Origin of the sequence: Stenotrophomonas sp. CCNWLW162, assembly GCF_037203745.1 — a bacterium.
Taxonomy (GTDB): domain Bacteria; phylum Pseudomonadota; class Gammaproteobacteria; order Xanthomonadales; family Xanthomonadaceae; genus Stenotrophomonas; species Stenotrophomonas maltophilia_AQ.
The window spans coordinates 264,991-288,485 of the sequence record NZ_JBBCBL010000002.1 but is presented as its reverse complement, the minus strand read 5'-3'; the positions used below and the strand labels follow the sequence as shown (position 1 = coordinate 288,485).

The following is a 23,495-nucleotide window of genomic DNA, read 5'->3' as shown; positions in this document are numbered from 1 at the left end:
GAACCCTTTCGCCCATGAAGAAGACCCTGTTGCTGCCCCTGCTCGCCGCTGCGTTGGCCCTGACCGCCTGCGGCAAGTCCGGCGAGCCCTCGCAGAAGCTGGTGGTGGCCGCCACGGCCGTGCCGCATGCCGAGATCCTGGAAGTGGTCAAGCCGATCCTCAAGCAGGAAGGCGTGGACCTGGATGTGCGCGTGTTCAATGACTACGTGCAGCCCAACGACCAGCTGGTGCAGAAGCAGGTGGATGCCAACTACTTCCAGACCGAGCCGTACCTGGATGCGTACAACCGCGATCGCAAGAGCGATCTGGTGAAGGTGATCGGCGTGCACATCGAGCCGTTCGGCGCGTACTCGCGCAAGATCAAGTCGCTGGCCGAGCTGCGCGAAGGCGCCGACGTGGTGATCCCGAACGACCCGAGCAACAACAGCCGCGCGCTGATCCTGCTGCACAAGGCCGGTGTGATCGAGCTGAAGGACCCGACCAACGCGCTGTCGACCCAGCGCGACATTGCTGCCAACCCGAAGAAGCTGAAGTTCCGCGAGCTGGATTCGGCGATGCTGCCGCGCGTGCTGGACCAGGTCGATCTGGCCCTGATCAACACCAACTACGCGCTGGATGCCGGCCTCAACCCGACCAGGGATGCACTGGCGATCGAGAGCAAGGATTCGCCGTACGTGAACTTCCTGGTCGCACGCCCGGACAACAAGGACGATGCCCGCGTGCAGAAGCTGGCCAAGGCCCTGACCAGCCCGCAGGTGAAGGCCTTCATCGAGACCAAGTACAAGGGCGCGGTGCTGCCGGCGTTCTGACCGGCGCCGCGGACGTTCTGGCCATGCGGTAGTGCCGGCCGCTGGCCGGCAATCTGCAAATGCTGCCAAGGATCATGGGGTTGCCGGCCAGCGGCCGGCACTACCGTCAGTCGACGTGGAAGGCGAGGGTGGCGGCCACCGCCTGTTGCCACCCCGCATACAGCTTCTCGCGCCGGGCCACCTCCATCTGCGGCTCGAAGCGCCGGTCCAGGCCCCACTGCGCGGCGATCTGCTCGCGGCTTGACCAGAAGCCCACGGCCAGCCCGGCCAGATAGGCCGCGCCCAGTGCGGTGGTTTCGGTCAGCCGAGGCCGCAGCAGCGGTACGCCGAGGATGTCGGCCTGGAATCCGGCCAGGAAGTCATTGCCGATCGCACCGCCGTCGGCGCGCAGTTCGGTCAGCGCGATGCCGGCATCGGACTGCATCGCATCAAGCACGTCGCGGGTCTGGTAGGCCATGGCCTCCAGTGCCGCGCGCACGAAGTGGGCCTTGCGGGTGCCACGGGTCAGGCCGAACATCGCCCCGCGTACGTCACTGCGCCAGTAGGGCGCGCCCAGGCCGACGAAAGCCGGCACCAGGTACACGCCACCACTATCGGGAACCTGCGCGGCCAGCGCCTGGCTGTCGCTGGCGCGCTCGATCATGCGCAGTCCATCGCGCAACCACTGCACCACGGAACCGGCGACGAAGATCGACCCCTCCAACGCGTACTCCACGCGCCCGTCCAGGCCCCAGGCGATGGTGGTCAGCAGGCCATTGCGCGAGCGCACCGCCTGCGCGCCGGTATGCATCAGCATGAAGCAGCCGGTGCCATAGGTATTCTTGACCATGCCCGGCTGGAAACAGGCCTGGCCGAACAGCGCTGCCTGCTGGTCACCGGCGATGCCGGCGATCGGAATCGGATGGTCGAAGAAGAACTGCGGCCGGGTGTGCGCGTACACCGAACTGGAGTCGCGTACCTGCGGCAGCATCGCGCGAGGGATGTCCAGCAGTGCCAGCAGGTCGTCGTCCCAGTCCAGCGTGTGGATGTTGAACAGCAGGGTGCGCGCGGCATTGCTGTAGTCGGTCACGTGCGCCTGGCCACCGCTCAGGTTCCACACCAGCCAGCTGTCGATGGTGCCGAACAGCAGCTCGCCGCGTTCGGCGCGTTGCTGCGCGCCCTCCACATGGTCGAGGATCCAACGGATCTTGGTGGCCGAGAAATAGGCATCGATCAACAGGCCGGTACGCTCGCGAACCAGCGCTTCATGGCCTTCGGACTTCAACCGTTCGCAGATGGCGTGGCTCTGCCGCGACTGCCAGACGATGGCATTGTGGATCGGCTGGCCGGTCGAGCGGTCCCAGACCACGGTGGTTTCGCGCTGGTTGGTGATGCCCAGTGCGGCGATGTGGCGCGGGTCGATCTGCCCGCGGCTGAGCAGTTCGGTCAGCGTGGCATAGACACTGGTGAGGATCTCGCGGGGGTCATGCTCGACCCAGCCCGGCTGCGGGAAAATCTGCGCGAACTCGCGTTGCGCGCTGCCGACGATGTCGCCGGCATGGTCGAACAGGATCGCGCGCGAACTGGTGGTGCCCTGGTCGATGGCCAGCACGTAGCGGGGCGTCATGCAGCGTCTCCGGTAGCGACGGTGTTGGTAGAGTCGAGCTTGCTCGACTGCTTTCATGTCAGTCGAGCAAGCTCGACTCTACCGTCTATCGATCCATTCCTGCAGCCGTGCCACCTGCGCGGTAACCAGCCGCAGGCCCAGCTTGCTCCGCCGCCACAGCACGTCCTCGGCACTGCGCGCCCACTCGTGCTCGCACAGGAACGCCACCTCGCGCGCATGCAGTCCAGCGCCGAACGCATCGCCCAGATCGGCCGTGCTCTGTGCGCCTTCCAGCAACGCCAGGCTTCGGCTGCCGTAGGCTTCGGCCCAGCGCCGCGCGATGTCCGCTGGCAACCACGGCGCCAAAGCCAGCAAGCGTGAGCACGCCTGAGCGGCGTCGCCCCAGTTACTGCCCGGCAGTGGTTCTCCCGTTGCCGTCCATGCCGCTCCCATCTGCGACAGGGCGGGGCGCAGCAGCTCCAGCGCTTCCTCGGCCAGCACCCGATAGGTTGTCAGTTTCCCGCCCAGCACGTGCAGCGCCGGTGCCGGATCCACCTGCAGCTGCAGGCGGTAGTCGCGGCTCAGCCTTGCCGCGCGCGGGTCGGGGTCGGCCAGCAGCGGACGCACCCCGGCGAACTGCCAGACCACATCTGCCGCGCTGATCGGTTCGCGCAGATAGCGGTTGGCGGCCTCGCACAGGTAGGCGACCTCCGAAGGCAGCACGCTGCAGCGTGCCGGGTCGCCGCGGTAGTCGGTGTCGGTGGTGCCAACCAGCAGGTGTTCGTGGGCGAACGGCAGCAGGAACACTACGCGGCCATCGGGTTGCTGCAGCAGGCAGGCACTGTCGTCAGGCCAGGCGCGGCGCAGCACGATGTGGCTGCCCTGCACCAGGCGCAGGGCAGGGCCGGCGCTGCGCGGCTGCATCCGATCCAACAGGCCGCCTGCCCACGGACCGGCGGCATTGACCACGGCACGGGCGATCACCGCCTGCTGCTGGCCGTCGGCTGATTCCAGCGTCACGTGCCAGCGGCCCTGTTCGGCGCGCAGGTCGACGCAGCGGCTGTGGACCCGTACCTGTGCACCACGTTGCGCGGCATCCCGCGCGTTGAGGATGACCAGACGCGCATCATCGACCTGTGCGTCGGCATAGCTGAACGCCTGTCGCAGCGATGGCGAGAGCTGTGCACCCAGCGGGTCCTGGTGCAGATCCAGTGCACCCGATGCAGGGAAGGCGGGGCTGCGCGGCCCCAGGTGGTCGTACAGCCACAAGCCCGTGCGCAGCAGCCAGCGTGGGCGCAGGTGAGGTTCCCAGGGCAGCACGAAACGCAGCGGCCGGACCAGGTAAGGGGCCTGGCGGCGAACGACCTCGCGTTCGCCCAATGCCTTGCGTACCAGGCCGAACTCGCGCTGCTCCAGGTAGCGCAGGCCACCGTGGATCAGCTTGCTGCTGGCGCTGGAGGTATGCGCAGCAAGGTCATGCTGCTCGCACAGCAGCACGTGCAGGCCACGACCGCTGGCATCACGGGCGATGCCGGCACCGTTGATGCCGCCACCGATCACCAGCAGGTCGACTTCATGCATCGCGCCTCCGCATCCTGTTTGTGTGTAGAGCCGACTGTCAGTCGACTCTACAGAACGCGGGTGACGGAAACGACGACGGGCCCCGAAGGGCCCGTCGCGTTACATCAGTGAAGCAGGTACAGCCTGGATCAGAAGCGGGCGCCGATGCCGAAGCCGACGGTCCACGGATCCATCTTGGCTTCGCCGATCTTCTCGCCGCCGATCTTCACGTCCGGGCGCGAGCGCATGTAGCGGGCGTCGGCACGGGCGAACCAGGTGGAGTTGATGTTCATGTCCACACCGACGGTGCCGATCACGCCCTTGGCATCCTTGAAGCGGATGTCGCTGTCAGCGCCGTTGCCCAGCTTCTCGTTGCTGAAGCTCGACTGGTAGTAGCCCACGCCCACGAACGGACGGAACACGTTGTCAGCCTGGCCGAAGTGGTACTGGCCGCTCAGCGCGATTGGCTGCTGCTCGACCGAGCCCAGGCGGGCGTTGTCCGGACCCTTGAACTTGTTGTCAAACTTGTCGGCAGCGCCCCACAGTTCAACGGCCCAGTTGTCGTTGATGTAGTAGCTGAAGCTGACGGTCGGCGCCGGGCCGCCATCGGTCTTCTTCACGCCGGTGATCGGGTCGTTCTTCGGTTCCAGCAGCGAGATGCCGCCAACAACGGCAAAATGCTTGCCCGAAGCGGTATCGGTGGTGCTGCTGTCCTGGGCGAAAGCGGCCGGCGCGAACGCGGCGGAGGTCAGCAGGGCGAGACTCAGGATACGGATGGAGCGCATGGGGGTATCTCCTAATGTTTCTTGTTTTGGGCCCCCGGTTGCGGGGCGAGCACACCGTAGTCGCCCCAACATGAATCGAATCCGACGCGCGTTAAAAAATAGTTTTCCTTGTTCAGCGACTGGAGCGGAAAGCCTGTTTTCATGGGCTTTTCGGCCATCGGTGGCATTCATGCAGTTGGAGAAGATGTGAGCGAAGCAACGTTGTGCATCGGCCTGCAAGCGCAGGTGAACGTGGATTGCAGGGTGCTGCTGCTGGGCTCGATGCCCGGCGTTGCGTCATTGCAGGAGCAGCGCTACTACGCCCATCCGCGCAATCGTTTCTGGCCGTTGCTGGCCGATATCTGCGGCTTCGACGCAGGACTGGCCTACCAACAACGGCTGCAGGCACTGATGGCGGCAAAGGTCGGCCTGTGGGATGTGATTGGCCAGTGCGAGCGGCGCGGCAGCCTGGATGCCGACATCGTGCGTGGCACGGAAGTGCCCAATGCGCTGCCGGCACTGATCGCTTCGCTTCCTGAGCTGGAGCTGATCGGTTGCAACGGCGGTGCGTCGCTGCAGGCGTTCCAGCGCTGGGTGTTGCCCCGTCTGGAGGCCCCTCCGACGCTGCTGGCGCTGCCATCCACCAGCCCGGCCAATGCCGCGTGGTCGTTGCCGCGCCTGCGCCTGGCCTGGCAGCCGGTGGCCGACGCACTGCCGACATGAAGCGGACATCGTCCGGACAATACGCTACCGACTGGATGCAGCCGCAACCCATGGGCAACAGCGTGTCCCGGCTGCGTGCGTACTGAAAACACCTGTAACGGTTGGCGCTGGCCCCCGCTGGCCGCACAATAGACGTTTCCCTACACCAGATTGCCGGAGTTATCCCCATGGCCGAAATCAAGGAAGCACTTGTCCCCGATATCGGTGACTACAGCGATATCCCGGTAATCGAGGTGCTTGTCGCCGTCGGCGACACGGTCAAGAAGGACCAGGGCCTGGTGACGCTGGAAAGCGACAAGGCCACCATGGAAGTGCCGTCGGCCGTCGCCGGCGTGGTCAAGGAGATCAAGGTCAAGGTCGGTGACACCCTGTCCGAGGGCAAGGTCGTGGCGCTGATCGAAGTGGCTGAAGGCGAGGCTGCCAAGCCGGCAGCTGCCGCCCCGGCACCGGTCAAGGCAGCGGCTCCGGCTGCCGCCACCCAGAGCGCACCGGCCCCCGCCGCTGCTGCGCCGGCTGCCCCGGCCGCCAGCGGTGGTGCGGTTGAAGCGCTGGTGCCGGATATCGGCGACTACTCCGGCATTCCGGTCATCGAAGTGCTGGTCGCCGTCGGCGACACGGTCAAGAAGGACCAGGGCCTGGTCACGCTGGAAAGCGACAAGGCCACCATGGAAGTGCCGTCTTCGGTGGCTGGCGTGGTCAAGGAGCTGAAGGTCAAGGTTGGCGACAATCTGTCGCAGGGCAATGTGGTCGCCATCATCGAGGCCGAGGGCGCTGCTGCGCCGGCACCGAGCAAAGCAGCGGCTGCCGCTGCTCCGGTTGCCGCAGAGACCGCCACCAAGGTGGAGCCGGTCGCCGTGCCGGCCCAGCCGGACAAGCTGGCTGCTCGCGAGATCGCCTCGGCGGGTAAACCATCCAGCCCGCCGGTGCAGTTCAACGCCGATGGCGTGCTGCCGGCCAAGGTGCCGTATGCCACTCCGGCCGTGCGCGTGTTCGCCCGCGAGCTGGGCGTGGACCTGCTGCAGATCAATGGTACCGAGAAGGGTGGCCGCATCACCAAGGGTGACGTGCAGAAGTTCGTCAAGGCCGCGCTCAGCGGCGGCGTACCGGCGGCTGCCGGTGGTGCCGTTGCCGCCGGTGGCGGCCTGAACCTGCTGCCGTGGCCGAAGGTCGACTTCAGCAAGTTCGGCGACGTTGAAGTGCAGCCGTTGTCGCGCATCAAGAAGATTTCCGGCGCGAACCTGGCCCGCAACTGGGCCATGATTCCGCACGTCACCCAGTTCGAACAGGCCGACATCACCGACCTGGAAGGCCTGCGCGTGGCGCTGAACAAGGAAAACGAGAAGGCCGGCATCAAGCTGACCATGCTCGCCTTCCTGATCAAGGCCAGTGCCGCGGCGCTGAAGAAATTCCCGGAGTTCAACGCCTCGCTCGATGCCAGCGGCGAGAACCTGACCCTGAAGAAGTACTTCAACATCGGCTTTGCCGCCGACACCCCGAACGGTCTGGTCGTGCCGGTCATCCGCGACGTGGACAAGAAGGGCGTGGTGCAGATCGCGCAGGAAACCGGCGAACTGGCCAAGAAGGCGCGCGACGGCAAGCTGGGCCCGGCCGACATGAGCGGCGGCTGCTTCTCGATCAGCTCGCTGGGCGGCATCGGCGGCACCGCGTTCACCCCGATCGTCAATGCACCGGAAGTGGCCATCCTCGGCGTCTCCAAGTCGTCCATCCAGCCGGTCTGGAATGGCAAGGAGTTCGCACCGAAGCTGATGCTGCCGCTGTCGCTGAGCTACGACCACCGCGTCATCGATGGCGCCCTGGCCGCACGCTTCACCACGTACCTGTCGCAGGTACTGGCCGACATGCGCCGCGTGCTGCTGTAAGGCATCCGCTTCGCCCCCATCGTGCGGCCGCTGCCCCTGGCGCGGCCGCCTGTCGAAACGCAGTGACAGCCCGCCGGCCACGCCGGGCGGGCCCGAGGAAAACCCACTATGGCCACGATTGAAATCAAGGTTCCCGACATCGGCGATTACAGCGATGTACCGGTGATCGAAGTGCTGGTCGCCGTCGGCGACACGGTGAAGAAGGACCAGGGTCTGGTGACCCTGGAATCGGACAAGGCCACCCTGGAAGTGCCGTCCTCGGCTGCCGGCGTGGTCAAGGAAATCAAGGTCAAGCTCGGCGACACCCTGTCCGAAGGCGCCGTGGTCGTGGTACTGGACGCTGAAGGTGCCGCCGAAGCCCCGGCCAAGGCTGCCGCGCCGGCCCCGGCAGCGGCCGCTCCGGCCAGCAAGCCGCCGGTGACCCCGTCGCACCGCGCCCCGGCTGAACCTGCTGCGCCGAAGCCGGCGCTGTCCAGCGGCAAGCAGGCCGACATCGAATGCGAAATGGTCGTGCTGGGCTCCGGCCCGGGCGGCTACACCGCCGCCTTCCGCGCCGCCGACGTCGGCCTGGATACGGTCCTGGTCGAGCGCTACGCCAGCCTCGGCGGTGTCTGCCTCAACGTGGGCTGCATCCCGTCCAAGGCCCTGCTGCACGCCGCAGCGGTGATCGACGAAGTGGCCCACGCCGGCGATTTCGGCGTCGAGTTCGGCAAGCCGACCATCACCCTGGACAAGCTGCGCCAGTACAAGGAAAAGGTCGTCAACCAGCTGACCAAGGGCCTGGCCGGCATGGCCAAGCAGCGCAAGGTCCGCAGCGTGCAGGGCGTTGGCAAGTTTGTCTCGGCCAACGAACTGGAAATCACCGCGGCTGACGGCAGCACCCAGCTGCTGCGCTTCCAGAAGTGCATCATCGCTGCCGGTTCGCAGGCGGTGAAGCTGCCGAACTTCCCGTGGGACGACAAGCGGGTGATGGATTCCACCGACGCGCTGGAGCTGGCCGAAGTACCGGGCTCGCTGCTGGTCGTCGGCGGCGGCATCATCGGCCTGGAAATGGCCACCGTTTATGGTGCGCTGGGCAGCAAGGTCACCGTGGTCGAGTTCATGGACCAGCTGATGCCGGGCGCCGACAAGGACCTGGTCAAGCCGCTGGCCGACCGCCTGAAGAAGCAGGGCATCGAAGTGCATCTGAAGACCAAGGCCTCCGGCGTGACCGCCGATGCCAAGGGCATCACCGTGACCTTCGAAGCCGCCGAGGAAGGCCAGGCGCCTGCGCTGGCGCAGGGCACCTTCGACCGCGTGCTGGTGGCCGTGGGTCGCTCGCCGAACGGCAAGAAGATCGATGCCGAGAAGGCTGGCGTGCAGGTGACCGACCGCGGGTTCATCCCGGTCGACCGCCAGATGCGCACCAACGTGCCGCACATCTTTGCCATCGGCGACATTGTCGGCAACCCGATGCTGGCCCACAAGGCCACGCACGAGGGCAAGCTGGCCGCCGAAGTGGCTGCCGGCCACAAGAAGGAGTGGGTGGCCCGCGTGATTCCGTCGGTGGCTTACACCAACCCGGAAATCGCCTGGGTCGGCGTCACCGAGACCGAAGCCAAGGCCAAGGGCCTGAAGGTTGGCGTGGCCAAGTTCCCGTGGGCCGCCAGCGGCCGCGCGATCGGCATCGGTCGCACCGAGGGCTTCACCAAGCTGATCTTCGACGAGGAGACCCACCGCATCATCGGTGGTGCGATCGTCGGCGTGCATGCCGGTGACCTGCTGGCCGAGATCGGCCTGGCCATCGAGATGGGTGCGGAAGCCGAAGACATCGGCCACACCATCCATGCGCACCCGACGCTGAGCGAATCGGTGGCGATGGCGTCGGAAATCTACGACGGCACGATCACCGATCTGTACATGCCGAAGAAGAAGTAAGGCGCCCGCGCCTTTGCGAACGAAAAGCCCCGGCATTGCCGGGGCTTTTTTTGTTGGGCCTCGATCATTCTCACTGCAAGCGTTCGGGCCGGCCGCGCAGCGGTTCGGCGTGCGGAAGGCGGAGCCACAACCGCCGCCACCGCAGCGGCTGCCTGGATGCCTGACACGCGGAGGGAGAGGGGGCTGGGTGCGAAGTAAAGGAGGAGGTGACGGCCGCAGGCCGGCGCCGGGGGACATTCGCACCCAGCCCCCTCTCCCTCAAGCGCTCGACCAACCCGCTTCTGCTCTTCTGTCAGAAGCCACAAAAAACGCGGCCCCGATGTTCCGGAGGCCGCGCCAGGAGAGAGGATGCCGTGGAAGGGGCGGGGGATCAGAACACGAAGCTGACGCCGGCCACCGGGCCCTTGAATTCCTGCTTCAGGCCGATGGTGCCATCGCTGCCCTTCTTGTCCGCGTCGAGCTTGAACCAGTCGTAGCCGGCGAACACACCGAAGTTCTTCGTGAAGCGGTAATCGACGATGGCGTTGGCGCGGCTCAGGTCGCCCTTGTAGTCATCGAAGCTGCCCCAGCGCGTATTGAGGTACTGGCCCTGCAGCGTGATCATCCACTTTTCCGACGGGGTGAAGCTCAGGCGCGCACCGACCACTGGCGCGACGCCGTCGGTCTTCTCGTTGAGGAACTGGCCCTCATAAACGGTACCCAGATCGGCGTAGGCCTTGGTGCTGACCTTGGCGTACTCGGCACCCAGCTGCAGGCCGAGGTCGAAGGTATCGGTGTCCACCACCGAGTAGTCATAGACCAGGCTGGCGACCTGGTATTTCAGCTCACCCTTGACGAAGCTGCCGGACGGCACGTTGACGTCACCGAAGGAGATGTCCTGGCCGAGGGTCTCGCGGCGGTCCTTGTCGTACTTGAAGTAGTTGAACAGCAGGCGTTGGCGGTTGCTGATGCGGAACATGCCGTCGATGCGCGGCTCCCATTCCTTGCCACCCAGCTTGAAGTCCTCGGAGAAGCCGATGTCCTGGCCGGCGACGTTGGTCTTGCCGCGAAGGGTGTTGTCCGAGTCGATGTTCATCGCACCCAGGCGCAGGGCGAAGCGGTCATCGCCTTCAGCGGCGTGGGCGGCTGTGGCGAACGAAGCGCCGGCGGCGAGCAGGGAAAGGGCGAGCAGGGTGGGTACGGGGCGCATCGAAGAGTCCTTGCAGTGGTTCATCAGAATGAAGACCACTGTGCCGGACGGCGCCGTCCACCATCCGTGAACGTATGGTCCACGGCATGTGCACGGTTCAGCGCTGTCGCGACGATGCAAAAAAGATGGCCCCGGAGCGGGGCTTCGGGGCCATCGTGGGACCTGCGGGGCGAAGCGTCGACGAGGTTGCTGCAGGCAGGTCGAAAGATCGGACCGGCACCCTGCGGCGAAAGTTCCGTGGCCTGCGACCAAAGTTCAATACTGCGCTGCAACATCGCGCGGACGTCATTGTCCCCCGGGTGGCACGCAAAAATGTAAGCGCTACCGCAACTTGCGGCTTCCCGGGATGAACAGGCAGCGGTTGTCTCGCAAATTGTCCCATTGCTATAATTTGGCGGCTCGATGAGGCCCCCCTTGCTGTAGCCGCCTCAGCCTTCCACTTGCAACCACGCGGGACGTCCTGTGCTGAACTCCGTTGATGCGGGTCGGCGACTGATGCTGCGCGCCGCGGTCTACCCGCTGGCCGCAGTGGCTGTCCTGGCCCTGGCCTTCCTGCTGGTTGGTCCGAAGTATGCCCTCGGCGCGCTGGCGTCCGGTGTGGCCATTTCGGCCGGTGGCTGGGTTGCGGCACGGATGGCACTGGGCGGGGGAGCACTGGCCGCAGGATCGGCGATGGCTCGCCTGATCATTGCGATCGTCGCCAAGTGGGTGGTGGTATTCGGCGTCCTGCTGGTGGGGTTCCTGGTCTTCAAGCTGCCTGCACTGGCGCTGTTGGCCGGTATCGCCGTCGGTCTGATGTTCCAGGTCCTGGCCATGGCCAGGCGTTGACAGAATTCAATTAACTAAGGTTCCGGACACATGGCGGGCGAGGCTCTAACCCCTACCAGCTACATCCAGCATCACCTGCACAACCTGACCGCGCCGGTCGGCAAGGGTGAGGGTATGTTCTGGCACATCCACGTCGACACCTTCCTCACCGCGGTCCTGATGGGCCTGGTGATTGTTGTCGCGTTCTGGCTGGGAACCCGCAAGGCCACCGCCGGCGTTCCGGGCAAGTGGCAGGCTTTCGTGGAAATCTGCCTGGAGTTCGTCGATCGCCAGGCCAAGGACACCTACCACGGCAAGAGCAAGCTGGTGACGCCGATCGCCATCACGATCTTCTTCTGGATCCTGATGATGAATCTGCTGAAGATGATCCCGGCCGATTTCATCGCCAAGCCGCTGGAATGGGCGGGCGTCCACTACTGGAAGCCGGTGCCGACCGCTGACGTCAATGCCACCCTGGGCATGGCCTTCAGCGTGTTCTTCCTGATGCTTTTCTTCGCGCTGAAGTCCAAGGGCCTGCTCGGCTTCATCAAGGAATTCCTGACGGCGCCGTTCGGCAAGTGGATGATGCCGTTCAACCTGATCCTCAACATCGTCGAGTGGCTGAGCAAGCCGATCTCGCTGGCGATGCGACTGTTCGGCAACATGTTCGGCGGCGAAATCGTGTTCCTGCTGATCTGGGTGCTGGGTGGTGCCGGTTTCTTCGGTGCCATTGCCGGTGGTGCGTTCGGCCTCGGTTGGATGCTGTTCCACCTGCTGGTGATCCCGCTGCAGGCCTTCATCTTCATGATGCTGTCGATCGTGTACCTGAGCCTGTCGGAAGACGCTCACTGAGTTTCAAGCTTCAACGCGTTTCAACCTTCATCCGTTTCATCACCCTTAGCAACTTAAGTTCCTGGAGATAACCATGTACTTCGCCGTCCTGACCAACTTCGCGCAGATTCAGAGCTCCACCGCCCTTGCCGTCGGCATCATGATCGGCCTGGCCGCGCTGGGCGCCGGTCTGGGTCTGGCCATCATGGCTGGTAAGTTCCTGGAGTCGGCCGCCCGCCAGCCGGAACTGATCCCGGTCCTGCAGGTGCGCATGTTCATCACCGCTGGCCTGATCGACGCCGCGTTCATCATCTCGGTCGCCGTCGGCCTGCTGCTGGCCTTCGCCAACCCGCTGTCGGCTGCCTTTGCTGGCGCCGTCACCAAGGCTCTGGCCGGCTGATACAGCGGTTTGAGACGACCGGGTGCTGATGCACCCGGTTTCGGATGAAGGCCGGATGCGCCGCTTCGGCGGCGCGTCCACCCCGAAACCAGCGATCGAGCTAACCATGAATATCAATTTCACCCTTCTTGCGCAGGCGCTCGCCTTCGCTGGTCTCATCTGGATCATCGCGACCAAGATCTGGCCGCCGCTGATGAACGCGATCGAAGAGCGCCAGCAGAAGATTGCTGAAGGCCTCGCTGCTGCCGACCGCAGCCAGAAAGATCTGGCCCAGGCGCAGGAGAAGGTCAACGAAGCGCTGAAGGAAGCCCGCACCAAGGCCAACGAGATCATCGATCAGGCCCACGCGCGTGCCAACCAGATCGTTGATGCTGCCCGTACCGAAGCGATCACCGAAGCCACCCGTCAGAAGGATCTGGCCCAGGCCGAGATCGACGCCGCCGCCAACCGTGCCCGTGAAGATCTGCGCAAGCAGGTGTCCGCGCTGGCCGTGACCGGTGCCGAAAAGCTGCTCAAGCGCGAAATCGACGCCAACGCCCACAAGGCGCTGCTCGACGAGCTGGCCTCGGAGATCTAAGGATGAGCCAGGCCCTCACGCTTGCCCGCCCGTACGCCCGCGCCGCGTTCGCGACCGCGCGCGACGAAGGCGCGTTCGCGCCGTGGTCGGATGCCCTCGCGTTCTCCGCCCACGTCGCCGCCGACCCGCGCGTGGCGGCCCTGCTCGCCAACCCGGAGCTGGGCCGTGACGACGCCGTCGCCCTGCTGGCGCCGGTGACCCACGGCGAGACCTACTCGCGCTTCCTGGCCATCCTGGCCGAATCGCATCGTCTGCCGCTGCTGCCGGAAATCTCCGGCATGTTCGACGCCCTGCGCGCCGATGCCGAGCACGTGGTCAAGGCCAACGTGACCTCTGCCGCCGAACTCTCGGCCGGTGAACTGGACGCGATCAAGGTCGCGCTGCGCAAGCGCTTCAACCGCGAGGTCGAAGTGACCACCGCGGTCGACGCCTCGCTGATCGGTGGCGCCGTGATCGACGCCGGTGACGTGGTCATCGATGGTTCGCTGAAGGGCAAGCTGGCCCGTCTGCAGACCGCGCTCGCTAACTGAATTCATTTAACGTCCGGCCCCGCTGCCGGCACTAGGACTTGACGATGGCAACCACGCTCAACCCCTCCGAAATCAGCGAACTGATCAAGAACCGCATCGAGAAGGTCAAGCTGGCCGCGGAATCGCGCAACGAAGGCACCGTGACCAGCGTGTCCGACGGCATCGTGCGCATCTTCGGTCTGGCCGACGTGATGCAGGGCGAAATGATCGAACTGCCGAACAACAGCTTCGCCCTGGCCCTGAACCTGGAGCGCGACTCGGTCGGCGCCGTGGTCCTGGGCGGCTACGAGCACCTGCGCGAAGGCGACGTTGCCAAGACCACCGGCCGCATCCTGGAAGTGCCGGTCGGTCCGGAACTGCTGGGCCGCGTCGTCAACGCCCTGGGCGAGCCGATCGATGGCAAGGGCCCGCTGGGTACCGACCTGACCGCTCCGGTGGAGCGCGTTGCACCGGGCGTGATCTGGCGCAAGTCGGTCGACCAGCCGGTGCAGACCGGTTACAAGTCGGTCGACTCGATGATTCCGATCGGCCGTGGCCAGCGCGAGCTGATCATCGGTGACCGCCAGACCGGCAAGACCGCGATGGCCATCGATGCGGTGATCAACCAGAAGGGCACCGGCATCAAGTGCGTGTACGTTGCGATCGGCCAGAAGGCTTCGACCATCGCCAACATCGTGCGCAAGCTGGAAGAGAACGGCGCGCTGGCGCACACCGTCGTGGTCGCCGCCACTGCCTCCGAATCGGCTGCCATGCAGTACATCAGCGCCTACTCGGGCTGCACCATGGGTGAGTACTTCATGGACCGCGGCGAAGACGCGCTGATCGTGTACGACGATCTGTCCAAGCAGGCCGTGGCCTACCGCCAGATCTCGCTGCTGCTGAAGCGCCCGCCGGGCCGTGAAGCCTACCCGGGTGACGTGTTCTACCTGCACTCCCGTCTGCTCGAGCGCGCTGCCCGCGTGTCCGAGGAGTACGTCGAGAAGTTCACCGAAGGCAAGGTCACCGGCAAGACCGGTTCGCTGACCGCGCTGCCGATCATCGAAACCCAGGCGGGCGACGTTTCCGCGTTCGTTCCGACCAACGTGATCTCGATCACCGACGGTCAGATCTTCCTGGAAACCGACCTGTTCAACGCCGGCATCCGCCCGGCCGTGAACGCCGGTATCTCGGTGTCGCGCGTCGGTGGCTCGGCCCAGACCAAGATCATCAAGAAGCTGTCGGGCGGCATCCGCATCTCGCTGGCCCAGTACCGTGAGCTGGCTGCGTTCGCGCAGTTCGCCTCGGACCTGGACGAAGCGACCCGCAAGCAGCTGGAGCGTGGCCAGCGCGTCACCGAGCTGATGAAGCAGAAGCAGTACGCGCCGATGTCGATCGCCAACCAGGCGCTGTCGATCTACGCCGTCAATGAGGGCTACCTCGACGACGTGCCGGTCAACAAGCTGCTGGCGTTTGAAGAAGGCCTGCACGCCCACTTCGCCAACACCCAGGGCGAGCTGATCGGCAAGGTCAACGCCACCGGCGGTTGGGACAACGACATCGAAGGTGCCTTCAAGAAGGGCATCGCCGAGTTCAAGACCACCGGCAGCTGGTAAGACGGACGTGTGGCGGGGCCTGGCCCCGCTACACCGTTGATTGCAGCGGGGCATCGCCCCGCTCTACGGGAATCAAAGATGGCAAGCGGACGCGAAATCAAAACCAAGATCAAGAGCGTGCAGAACACCCGCAAGGTGACGCGCGCCCTGGAAATGGTCTCGGCCTCCAAGATCCGCAAGGCGCAGGATCGGATGAAGACCTCGCGTCCGTACGCGCAGGCGATGAAGCAGGTGATCGGCCACCTGGCGCAGGCCAGCACCGATTACCAGCATCCGTTCCTGGTCGAGCGCGAGCAGGTCAAGCGGGTCGGTTTCATCGTGATCTCCTCTGATCGCGGCCTGGCTGGCGGCCTCAACAACAACCTGTTCCGCAAGCTCCTGGGTGAAGCCAAGGCCTGGCAGGACAAGGGTGCCGAAGTGGACATGGTGACCATCGGCCAGAAGGCGTCGACCTTCTTCCGCCGTGTCAAGGTCAACATGGTCGGCAGCGTGACCCACATTGGTGACGTACCGAAGCTGGAATCGCTGATCGGCGTGATCAAGGTCATGCTCGATGCCTTCACCGAAGGCAAGATCGATCGCGTGTACCTGGTCTACAACCGCTTCATCAACACGATGACGCAGAAGGCCAGCTTCGATCAGCTGTTGCCGTTGCCGGCCGCCGAGAAGCAGGTCGCCCATCACGACTGGGACTACCTGTACGAACCCGATGCCGCGACCGTGCTCGAGCACGTGATGACGCGTTACATCGAATCGCTGGTGTACCAGGCGCTGCTGGAAAACGTCGCGTCCGAACATGCCGCGCGCATGGTCGCGATGAAGTCGGCCAGCGACAACGCCAACAAGCTGATCGGCGATCTGCAGCTCGTCTACAACAAGGCGCGCCAGGCAGCGATCACCCAGGAAATTTCCGAAATCGTCGGCGGCGCGGCAGCAGTCTGACCGCGTTCGTTCAAAGCACACATTTAGAGGATGCAGCAATGAGTCAGGGCAAGATCGTTCAGATCATCGGCGCCGTCGTCGACGTCGAATTCCCGCGTGAGTCGGTGCCGAAGGTGTATGACGCACTGAAGGTGGAAAACACCGAGATCACCCTTGAAGTCCAGCAGCAGCTGGGCGACGGCGTGGTCCGTTGCATCGCGCTGGGTTCCACCGACGGCCTGAAGCGCAACCTGGTTGCGATCAACACCGGTCGCGGCATCTCGGTGCCGGTCGGCGCCGGTACCCTGGGCCGCATCATGGACGTGCTTGGCCGTCCGATCGACGAAGCCGGCCCGGTGGCCGCCAGCGACAGCTGGGAAATCCACCGCGACGCGCCGTCGTACGAAGACCAGTCCCCGGCCACCGAGCTGCTGGAAACCGGCATCAAGGTCATCGACCTGATGTGCCCGTTCGCCAAGGGCGGCAAGGTCGGCCTGTTCGGCGGCGCCGGCGTCGGCAAGACCGTCAACATGATGGAACTGATCAACAACATCGCCAAGGCGCACAGCGGTCTGTCCGTGTTCGCCGGCGTGGGTGAGCGTACCCGTGAGGGCAACGACTTCTACCACGAAATGAAGGACTCCAACGTCCTGGACAAGGTCGCGATGGTGTACGGCCAGATGAACGAGCCGCCGGGCAACCGTCTGCGCGTCGCCCTGACCGGCCTGACCATGGCCGAGTACTTCCGCGACGAGAAGGACGAAAACGGCAAGGGTAAGGACGTCCTGCTGTTCGTCGACAACATCTACCGCTACACCCTGGCCGGTACCGAAGTGTCGGCACTGCTGGGTCGTATGCCGTCGGCGGTGGGTTACCAGCCGACCCTGGCCGAGGAAATGGGTGTCCTGCAGGAGCGCATCACCTCGACCAAGAACGGTTCGATCACCTCGATCCAGGCCGTCTACGTTCCCGCGGATGACTTGACCGATCCGTCGCCGGCGACCACCTTCGCCCACCTTGACTCGACCGTGACCCTGTCGCGTTCGATCGCCTCGCTGGGTATCTACCCGGCAGTCGATCCGCTGGATTCCACCAGCCGCCAGATGGACCCGCTGGTCATCGGCCACGAGCACTACGACACCGCCCAGCGCGTCCAGCAGACCCTGCAGAAGTACAAGGAACTGAAGGACATCATCGCCATCCTGGGCATGGACGAACTGTCCGAAGAAGACAAGCAGGCCGTGTCGCGCGCCCGCAAGATCGAGCGCTTCTTCAGCCAGCCGTTCCACGTGGCCGAAGTGTTCACCGGCTCGCCGGGCAAGTACGTGTCGCTGAAGGACACCATCCGTGGCTTCAAGGCCATCGTCGATGGCGAGTACGACCACCTGCCGGAACAGGCGTTCTACATGGTCGGCAGCATCGAAGAAGCGGTCGAGAAGGCCAAGAAGATGGCCGAAAAGGCCTGATGCGGCGGGGACGGGTTTCGGCCTGTCCCATCCGTGAAACGGGGTGGGCCTGCGCCCACCGCTGCGGAAACCCCTGCGGTGGGTAACACCCGCCCCCTAGCGAAGAGAGTTCCATGAGCACCATCCGTTGCGACATCGTCAGCGCCGAGCAGGAAATCTTCCGTGGTGAAGCGACCCTGGTCGTGGCCACCGGTGAGCTGGGCGAACTGGGCATCGCGCCCAAGCACGCGCCGCTGATCACCCGCCTGAAGCCGGGCAAGGTGGTGGTGACCACGCCGAACGGCGAGCAGCTGGATTTCGCCATTTCCGGCGGCATCCTGGAAGTGCAGCCGCAGGTCGTGACCGTGCTGGCCGACACCGCGATCCGCGCGCAGGACATCGACGAAGCCTCGGTCCGCAAGGCCAAGGAAGAAGCTGAGCGCATCCTGGCCAACCGCGGCGAAGCGATGGAAGTGGCCGAAGCCCAGCAGAAGCTGGCTGAGGCCGTTGTCCAGCTGCAGGCGCTGGAGCGCCTGCGCAAGACCCTCAAGCACTGAGGTCCACGCGGTACCCACGAGAACGCCGGCCCTGTGCCGGCGTTTTTGTTTGGCTGGTGGGGCAGGGCCGACTGGGTAGAGTCGACTGTCAGTCGACTATCGCGCGCAGCGCGGGATTTTCGCGGTCTGATGGAAGAGCAGTCGACTGAAAGTCGACTCTACCGATCCCGATCCCTGCGCCGCGTCAGCGATACACCACGTAGCGCATCAGCAGGAAGGACACGCCGGCCAGCCCGCCTTCCACCAGTGGCTTGGCCAGCCAGGTGTACTGCAGGCCCAGTGTGTGGTCGACCAGGCTTACCAGCAACGTGCTGGCTACGGTCAACAGCAGCCACAGCCCGAAGAAGCGCGCGAAGCGCCTCCAGCCCAGTTTGTGCGTGCCTGCCTCGGCAAAGGTGTAACGGCCGTTGAGCCAGAAGCCCAGCAGCATCCCGGCCAGGCGTCCGGCGACGTTGGCCGGCACTATCGGCAACCCCAGCGCGGTGGCGACAACGAACACCAGCCAGTCAACCAGCAGCTGCATGAGCCCGATGACGAGGTAGGTGCTTCCTTGGCGGACGAGGGTCATGGGCGTGGTGAAGGCAGGAGGACATCCATGTTAACGGCCTACGCTCTAGAATCACGGGCAACGAACCACGGACTGCCGTTTCCATGACCCAACCCCTGCACGTCATCATCCTCGCCGCTGGCGCGGGCAAGCGCATGAAGTCGGTGCTGCCGAAGGTGCTGCAGCCGATCGCCGGCCAGCCGATGCTGGCACACGTGATCGCGGCCGCCCGCGAACTGGAACCGGCGGCGATCCATGTGGTCTATGGCCATGGTGGTGAAGCGGTGCGCCAGCACTTCGCTGACCAGCCCGACCTGCAATGGGCTGAACAGGCGCAGCAGCTGGGCACCGGCCATGCGGTGGCCCAGGCGATGCCGCAGGTTCCGGATGCGGCCCAGGTGCTTGTGCTGTATGGCGACGTGCCGCTGATCCGAGCGCAGACCCTGCGCGACCTGCTGGCGCAGCCGGGCCGGCTGGCCGTGCTGGTCGCCGATGTCGAAGACCCGACCGGTTACGGCCGCGTGCTGCGCGACGCCGAGGGCAAGGTCGGCTCGATCGTTGAGCAGAAGGACGCCAACGACGACCAGCTGCGCGTACGCACGATCAACACCGGCATCATCGCCGCCGAATCCACCGCGCTGCGCCGTTGGCTGTCGCAGTTGTCGAACAGCAATGCACAGGGCGAGTACTACCTCACCGACGTGTTCGCCTTCGCCGCGCATGAGTACACCCCGGCCGAGATGGCGCTGGTGGCTGATGCACAGGAAGCCGAAGGGGCGAACGATCCCTGGCAGCTTTCGCAGCTGGAGCGTGCCTGGCAGCGCCGCGCGGTGCGCGCTTTGTGCGCGCAGGGTGCGCGCGTGCGTGACCCGGCACGCCTGGACATCCGCGGTACTGTCAGTGTCGGCAGCGACGTGCTGATCGATGTTGACGTTGTGCTCGAGGGCAACATCGTGCTGGGCGATGGCGTGACCATCGGACCGTTCAACCGGCTGAAGGACGTCAACCTCGGCCCGGGCACCGAAGTGCGCGCGCATTGTGACCTGGAAGGCGTGGTCACCGAAGGTGCTGCGCTGGTGGGGCCGTTCGCGCGGCTACGCCCGGGTACCGTGCTGGCCGACGGTGTGCACGTGGGCAACTTCGTCGAGACCAAGAAAGTCACCCTCGGTGTCGGCAGCAAGGCCAACCACCTGACCTACCTGGGCGACGCGGTGATCGGTAGCAAGGTGAACATCGGTGCCGGCACCATCACCTGCAACTACGACGGCGTGAACAAGTCGACCACCACCATCGGCGACAACGCCTTCATCGGCTCCAACAGTTCGCTGGTAGCACCGGTGACCATTGGCGATAGCGCGACGATTGCCGCCGGTTCGGTCATCACCCGCGACGCCCCGGATGGCAAGCTGACCCTGGCACGTGCACGACAGGAAACCATCGATGGCTGGAAGCGCCCGCTCAAAAAGCCCTGAGCCACGTGCAGCGCGCGCCGATGAGCTCGGGGTGCTGCCTGCGATCGAGCGACGTGCTGGCGAACTGCTGAAGGGCCACCCGGCCTACACGGTGTTCGCCGGCCATGGGTTGGACCTGCAGACCCTGCAGGAGGGCCTGCAGCGCGGTCAGTTGTGGGTGGTGGATGCAGCTGATGGCGGCATCGCGGGTTACCTGCTGGCCGGCGAACTGTGTGGTGAGTTCCATGTGCTGCAGATGGACGTGGACCCCATGCATGCCCGGCGCGGCCACGGCCGCGCGTTGCTGCGGCATGCATTGGGCGAGGCCAAAGCGCTTGGTTACCCGGCGGCAGTGCTGACCACGTTGTCCGATGTGCCGTGGAATGCGGACTTCTATGCAAGCGAAGGATTCGCGGTAGTGCCGCAGGCGGAGTGGAGCGATGGCCTGCGCGCCGTGATGGCTGAAGAGGCCGCGCTGGGGTTTCCGATGCATCTGCGGGTGGCGATGCGGCGCGTTTAGTAGCTGCCGACCTTGGTCGGCATATCCACGCATGGCGTGGATCTACTGACAGGCCGACCAAGGTCGGCAGCTGCCGGGAAACCCGCTCAGCCCACCGGCAACAGGATCGACACGCACAACCCGCCATCGCCGCGGTTCTGCAGTGACACCCGGCCGCCATGTGCTTCCACGATCTCGCGGGTCAAAGCCAGGCCCAATCCGGTGCCATTGCGCTTGGTCGAATAGAACGGCATCAGCGCGTTCTGCAGCACCTGCTCGTTCATGCCCTTGCCACGGTCGAGCACGTCCAGGCGCAGCCACTGCGGCAACCGCGTCAGCTGCACCTGCACATCGTCGTTCGGCGGATCAGCCTCGGCGCAGGCTTCATGAGCATTCTTCAGCAGGTTCAACAGCGCCTGCCCGAACTGCGCGATATCGATGCGGCTGCTGAGCTCTTCATCCGGCTCGTGCTCCATGCCGAACGGGATCTGCTGGCGCATGCTGGACAGGAACGGTGCCCAGTGCACGGTCTGCAACTGCGGCTGCGGCAGCTTGGCAAAGCGCGCATAGCCGCGGATGAAACCTTCCAGGTGGCGCGCACGGTCTTCGATGGTGGTGAAGATCTCCGGCAGCCGATCAAAGCGTTCGCGCTGCACCAGCACGCCGCCGGAGTGGGCCAGCGATGCGATCGGCGCCAGCGAGTTGTTGAGCTCGTGGCTGATCACCCGGATCACCTTCTTCCAGGTCTGAACTTCCTGGCGGCGCAGCTCGGCGGTCAGCAGGCGCACCAGCAGCAGGTCATGCTGTCGGCCGTTGAGCTGGAAGGCGCGCCGCGACAGGTGGTAGACCTGCTCGTCGTCCTCATCACCATCCTCTCCCTCGGCGTGCACCGCGAACAGGCTGTCGCCGCCACGGGCGATGGCATCGCGCAGCTCCACCGGCACCTGTTCCAGCACCTCTTCCAGACGTTGGCCTTCCAGTTTCCAGCCGCCGTGCAGCAGCTTGCGCGCGGCCAGGTTGGAGAACACCACGCGGGCGATGCCATCACCGCCGGAGGCGATCAGCAGCATTGCCACTGGCGTGTTCTGCACCATGGTGTCCAGCAGCAGCTCGCGCTGCACCAGCCCCTGTCGCTGCGCGCGCAGCACATCACCCAGCTCGCGGTGGGCTTCCACCAGGTCACCCAGCTCATCGTTGCCGGGCCAGTACACGCCGAAGTTGTATTCGCCATCGCGGTAGCTGCTGGTGGTGCCGGACAGGGCGCGCATCAGCGAACGCACCGGCGCGGTGGCGCGACGCAGGGTCCACCACATCAGCGACAGCAGGACCAGCGCCGATACCGTGGTGACCACCCAGCCATGGTCCATCCAGTACGCCAGCAGCCACGGCAAGGCAGCGGCCAGCGCCAGCACTGGCAGCAGGCGCAGGAACAGGCGGAAGGTGAACGAGCGCCGTTTCATTCGCGAGGGATGCCGTGGCGATCCATCCGCCGGTACAGCGCCTGCCGGCTCAGGCCGAGTTCGGCGGCGGCCTGGGCGATGACGCCGTGGTTGCGCGCCAGTACGTCTTCGATGCGCGCGCGGTCGGGATCATTGCCCACACTGGGCGTCGGGCGCGGAGCGGCGGCTGCGCGCGGCAGGTTGAGATCGGCGACTTCGATGCGGTTGCCGGTGGCCAGCAGTTCGGCGCGCTGGATCACGTTGCGCAGCTCGCGCACGTTGCCCGGCCAGGGGTGCCGCTGCAGGGCTGCGGTGGCGGCACTGGACAGGGGCTTGCCAGCGGTCAGGAAGCGCTCGGCCAGGGGCACGATGTCGCCCGGACGCTCGGCCAGCGGCGGCAGCACCAGTTCCACCGTGTTGAGGCGGTAATAGAGGTCTTCGCGGAAGCTGCCCTCGCGGATCATCGCTGGTAGGTCGGCGTTGGTCGCACTGACCACGCGCACCTTGACCTGGCGCTCGCGGTTGGAGCCCAGGCGCTCGAAGCGGCCTGTTTCCAGCACACGCAGCAGCTTCATCTGCCCGCCCAGCGACAGGTTGCCGATCTCATCCAGGAACAGGGTGCCACCATCGGCGGCTTCGAACTTGCCTTCGCGTGCCTTGTTGGCGCCGGTGTAGGCACCGGCCTCGGCACCGAACAGTTCGGCTTCGATCAGCTCCGACGGCAGTGCACCGCAGTTGACCGTGATGAACGGACCCTTGGCCACCAGCGAGTTGGCCTGGATGATCTGCGCGATCTTTTCCTTGCCGGCACCATTGGGACCGGTGATCAGTACCGGCAGCTCGGAGCGCGCGACCTGGCAGGCCAGCGCGATCACGCGCTCGCTGGCGGGGTCGGCGAAGACCGCGCCGCACAGGTCGTACTTCTCTTCCAGCGCGTTGCGCTGGCGCAGTTCACGGCTGCGGCGCCGGTCCAGTTCGCGGCGCGCTTCGGACAGTTCCAGCAGGTTGTTCACGGTGGTCAGCAGCTTGCGGTCGTCCCATGGCTTGGCCAGGTAGTCGGCGGCACCGGCCTTGACCAGGTCCACCGCGCTGCTGAGGTGGGTCCAGGCGGTCAGCAGGATCACCGGCAGGTCCGGATGGCGTGCGCGGATCTGCGCGAACAAGGCCTCACCTTCTTCGCCGGAGGTAGTGTCCTCGCTGAAGTTCATGTCCTGGATCACCAGGTCGACCGGCTGCGACTCGAGCAGGGCCAGCCCTTCGGACGGGCTCTGCGCCTGCAGGGTGTCGATGTCGTGCAGGGAGAACAGCACATCCAGTGCGGTGCCTACACTGGCGTTGTCGTCGATGATCAGGATCGAAGGCATCAAGCGGTTCTGCAGAAAGGGATGGGCGGCGCCGATGGAGCCGATCGTGTCCATGCACCGGGAGAGCCCGGCGCCACCCATCAAGCATAGCCAAACCCGTGGCCGCAG

At 65.3% G+C, this 23,495-nt stretch carries 22 protein-coding genes; 15 read left to right on the top strand and 7 right to left on the bottom strand.

The features are described from left to right. Positions 1 to 14 precede the first annotated feature (14 nt). Positions 15 to 809 carry a MetQ/NlpA family ABC transporter substrate-binding protein gene (locus V9K93_RS06320; protein ID WP_046987545.1) on the top strand — a complete coding sequence of 265 codons (795 nt, stop codon included), beginning with the start codon at positions 15 to 17 and terminating at the stop codon, positions 807 to 809. A 106-nt stretch (positions 810 to 915) separates the two neighbouring features. Here the strand turns inward: V9K93_RS06320 and glpK are convergent, their stop codons facing one another. The 3 genes from glpK to V9K93_RS06305 all read right to left on the bottom strand — a co-directional run bounded on the left by glpK (position 916) and on the right by V9K93_RS06305 (position 4,739). Next, positions 916 to 2,415: a glycerol kinase GlpK gene (gene glpK / locus V9K93_RS06315; protein WP_046987546.1), complete on the bottom strand. Its 1,500-nt coding sequence runs from the start codon at positions 2,413 to 2,415 to the stop codon at positions 916 to 918. Between the two features lie 78 nt (positions 2,416 to 2,493). Next, positions 2,494 to 3,975, bottom strand: a complete 1,482-nt coding sequence (glpD, locus tag V9K93_RS06310; RefSeq protein WP_337302224.1) for a glycerol-3-phosphate dehydrogenase — start codon at positions 3,973 to 3,975, stop codon at positions 2,494 to 2,496. Positions 3,976 to 4,103: 128 nt separating this feature from the next. Continuing rightward, a complete protein-coding gene (locus V9K93_RS06305; protein ID WP_136639053.1) occupies positions 4,104 to 4,739 on the bottom strand; it encodes an OmpW/AlkL family protein in 636 nt (211 codons plus the stop codon). 186 nt (positions 4,740 to 4,925) lie between these two features. Here V9K93_RS06305 and V9K93_RS06300 point away from each other — a divergent pair, with 186 nt between their 5' ends. The 3 genes from V9K93_RS06300 to lpdA all read left to right on the top strand — a co-directional run bounded on the left by V9K93_RS06300 (position 4,926) and on the right by lpdA (position 9,238). After that, positions 4,926 to 5,441, top strand: a complete 516-nt coding sequence (locus V9K93_RS06300; protein ID WP_046985027.1) for a DNA-deoxyinosine glycosylase — start codon at positions 4,926 to 4,928, stop codon at positions 5,439 to 5,441. Between the two features lie 167 nt (positions 5,442 to 5,608). After that, positions 5,609 to 7,321, top strand: coding sequence for a dihydrolipoyllysine-residue acetyltransferase (gene aceF, locus V9K93_RS06295; RefSeq protein WP_337302223.1), 1,713 nt, complete (start codon positions 5,609 to 5,611; stop codon positions 7,319 to 7,321). Positions 7,322 to 7,429: 108 nt separating this feature from the next. Next, positions 7,430 to 9,238, top strand: a complete 1,809-nt coding sequence (gene lpdA / locus V9K93_RS06290) for a dihydrolipoyl dehydrogenase (protein ID WP_253078352.1) — start codon at positions 7,430 to 7,432, stop codon at positions 9,236 to 9,238. A 370-nt stretch (positions 9,239 to 9,608) separates the two neighbouring features. Here the strand turns inward: lpdA and V9K93_RS06285 are convergent, their stop codons facing one another. After that, the gene (locus V9K93_RS06285) at positions 9,609 to 10,427 is read right to left on the bottom strand and encodes a hypothetical protein (protein ID WP_010481314.1); all 819 of its coding nucleotides are present in this window, start codon (positions 10,425 to 10,427) and stop codon (positions 9,609 to 9,611) included. A gap of 462 nt (positions 10,428 to 10,889) precedes the next feature. Between V9K93_RS06285 and V9K93_RS06280 the strand changes: the two genes are divergently transcribed. The 9 genes from V9K93_RS06280 (at position 10,890) to V9K93_RS06240 (ending at position 18,087) form a co-directional block, all read left to right on the top strand. Next, positions 10,890 to 11,255 carry a hypothetical protein gene (locus V9K93_RS06280; protein WP_006394654.1) on the top strand — a complete coding sequence of 122 codons (366 nt, stop codon included), beginning with the start codon at positions 10,890 to 10,892 and terminating at the stop codon, positions 11,253 to 11,255. Positions 11,256 to 11,285: 30 nt separating this feature from the next. Then, on the top strand, positions 11,286 to 12,086 hold the full coding sequence (gene atpB / locus V9K93_RS06275) for a F0F1 ATP synthase subunit A (RefSeq protein ID WP_006394651.1): 801 nt from the start codon (positions 11,286 to 11,288) through the stop codon (positions 12,084 to 12,086). A 73-nt stretch (positions 12,087 to 12,159) separates the two neighbouring features. Then, positions 12,160 to 12,465: a F0F1 ATP synthase subunit C gene (gene atpE, locus V9K93_RS06270; RefSeq protein ID WP_005411133.1), complete on the top strand. Its 306-nt coding sequence runs from the start codon at positions 12,160 to 12,162 to the stop codon at positions 12,463 to 12,465. A 106-nt stretch (positions 12,466 to 12,571) separates the two neighbouring features. Next, positions 12,572 to 13,042, top strand: coding sequence for a F0F1 ATP synthase subunit B (locus V9K93_RS06265; RefSeq protein ID WP_012512170.1), 471 nt, complete (start codon positions 12,572 to 12,574; stop codon positions 13,040 to 13,042). A 2-nt stretch (positions 13,043 to 13,044) separates the two neighbouring features. Further along, positions 13,045 to 13,572: a F0F1 ATP synthase subunit delta gene (locus tag V9K93_RS06260; RefSeq protein WP_006394588.1), complete on the top strand. Its 528-nt coding sequence runs from the start codon at positions 13,045 to 13,047 to the stop codon at positions 13,570 to 13,572. A 44-nt stretch (positions 13,573 to 13,616) separates the two neighbouring features. Next, positions 13,617 to 15,164, top strand: coding sequence for a F0F1 ATP synthase subunit alpha (gene atpA / locus V9K93_RS06255; protein ID WP_046984974.1), 1,548 nt, complete (start codon positions 13,617 to 13,619; stop codon positions 15,162 to 15,164). A 78-nt stretch (positions 15,165 to 15,242) separates the two neighbouring features. Continuing rightward, a complete protein-coding gene (gene atpG, locus V9K93_RS06250; protein ID WP_006394538.1) occupies positions 15,243 to 16,106 on the top strand; it encodes a F0F1 ATP synthase subunit gamma in 864 nt (287 codons plus the stop codon). 38 nt (positions 16,107 to 16,144) lie between these two features. Further along, the gene (atpD, locus tag V9K93_RS06245) at positions 16,145 to 17,551 is read left to right on the top strand and encodes a F0F1 ATP synthase subunit beta (protein ID WP_046984975.1); all 1,407 of its coding nucleotides are present in this window, start codon (positions 16,145 to 16,147) and stop codon (positions 17,549 to 17,551) included. A 113-nt stretch (positions 17,552 to 17,664) separates the two neighbouring features. Then, positions 17,665 to 18,087, top strand: a complete 423-nt coding sequence (locus V9K93_RS06240; RefSeq protein WP_005411127.1) for a F0F1 ATP synthase subunit epsilon — start codon at positions 17,665 to 17,667, stop codon at positions 18,085 to 18,087. A 184-nt stretch (positions 18,088 to 18,271) separates the two neighbouring features. Here the strand turns inward: V9K93_RS06240 and V9K93_RS06235 are convergent, their stop codons facing one another. Further along, complete coding sequence (locus V9K93_RS06235; protein WP_253078351.1) at positions 18,272 to 18,655, bottom strand: GtrA family protein; 384 nt, start codon at positions 18,653 to 18,655, stop codon at positions 18,272 to 18,274. A gap of 83 nt (positions 18,656 to 18,738) precedes the next feature. Between V9K93_RS06235 and glmU the strand changes: the two genes are divergently transcribed. Further along, positions 18,739 to 20,106: a bifunctional UDP-N-acetylglucosamine diphosphorylase/glucosamine-1-phosphate N-acetyltransferase GlmU gene (gene glmU, locus V9K93_RS06230; RefSeq protein WP_337302222.1), complete on the top strand. Its 1,368-nt coding sequence runs from the start codon at positions 18,739 to 18,741 to the stop codon at positions 20,104 to 20,106. Then, complete coding sequence (locus tag V9K93_RS06225) at positions 20,075 to 20,605, top strand: GNAT family N-acetyltransferase (protein ID WP_046984979.1); 531 nt, start codon at positions 20,075 to 20,077, stop codon at positions 20,603 to 20,605. Before glmU ends, V9K93_RS06225 begins: the two co-directional genes overlap by 32 nt. Before the next feature lie 86 nt (positions 20,606 to 20,691). Here the strand turns inward: V9K93_RS06225 and V9K93_RS06220 are convergent, their stop codons facing one another. Both V9K93_RS06220 and V9K93_RS06215 read right to left on the bottom strand, forming a co-directional pair. Continuing rightward, on the bottom strand, positions 20,692 to 22,044 hold the full coding sequence (locus V9K93_RS06220; RefSeq protein WP_337302221.1) for a sensor histidine kinase: 1,353 nt from the start codon (positions 22,042 to 22,044) through the stop codon (positions 20,692 to 20,694). Then, complete coding sequence (locus V9K93_RS06215; RefSeq protein ID WP_253078350.1) at positions 22,041 to 23,387, bottom strand: sigma-54-dependent transcriptional regulator; 1,347 nt, start codon at positions 23,385 to 23,387, stop codon at positions 22,041 to 22,043. The genes V9K93_RS06220 and V9K93_RS06215 overlap by 4 nt, the downstream gene beginning before the upstream one ends. Positions 23,388 to 23,495 lie beyond the last annotated feature (108 nt).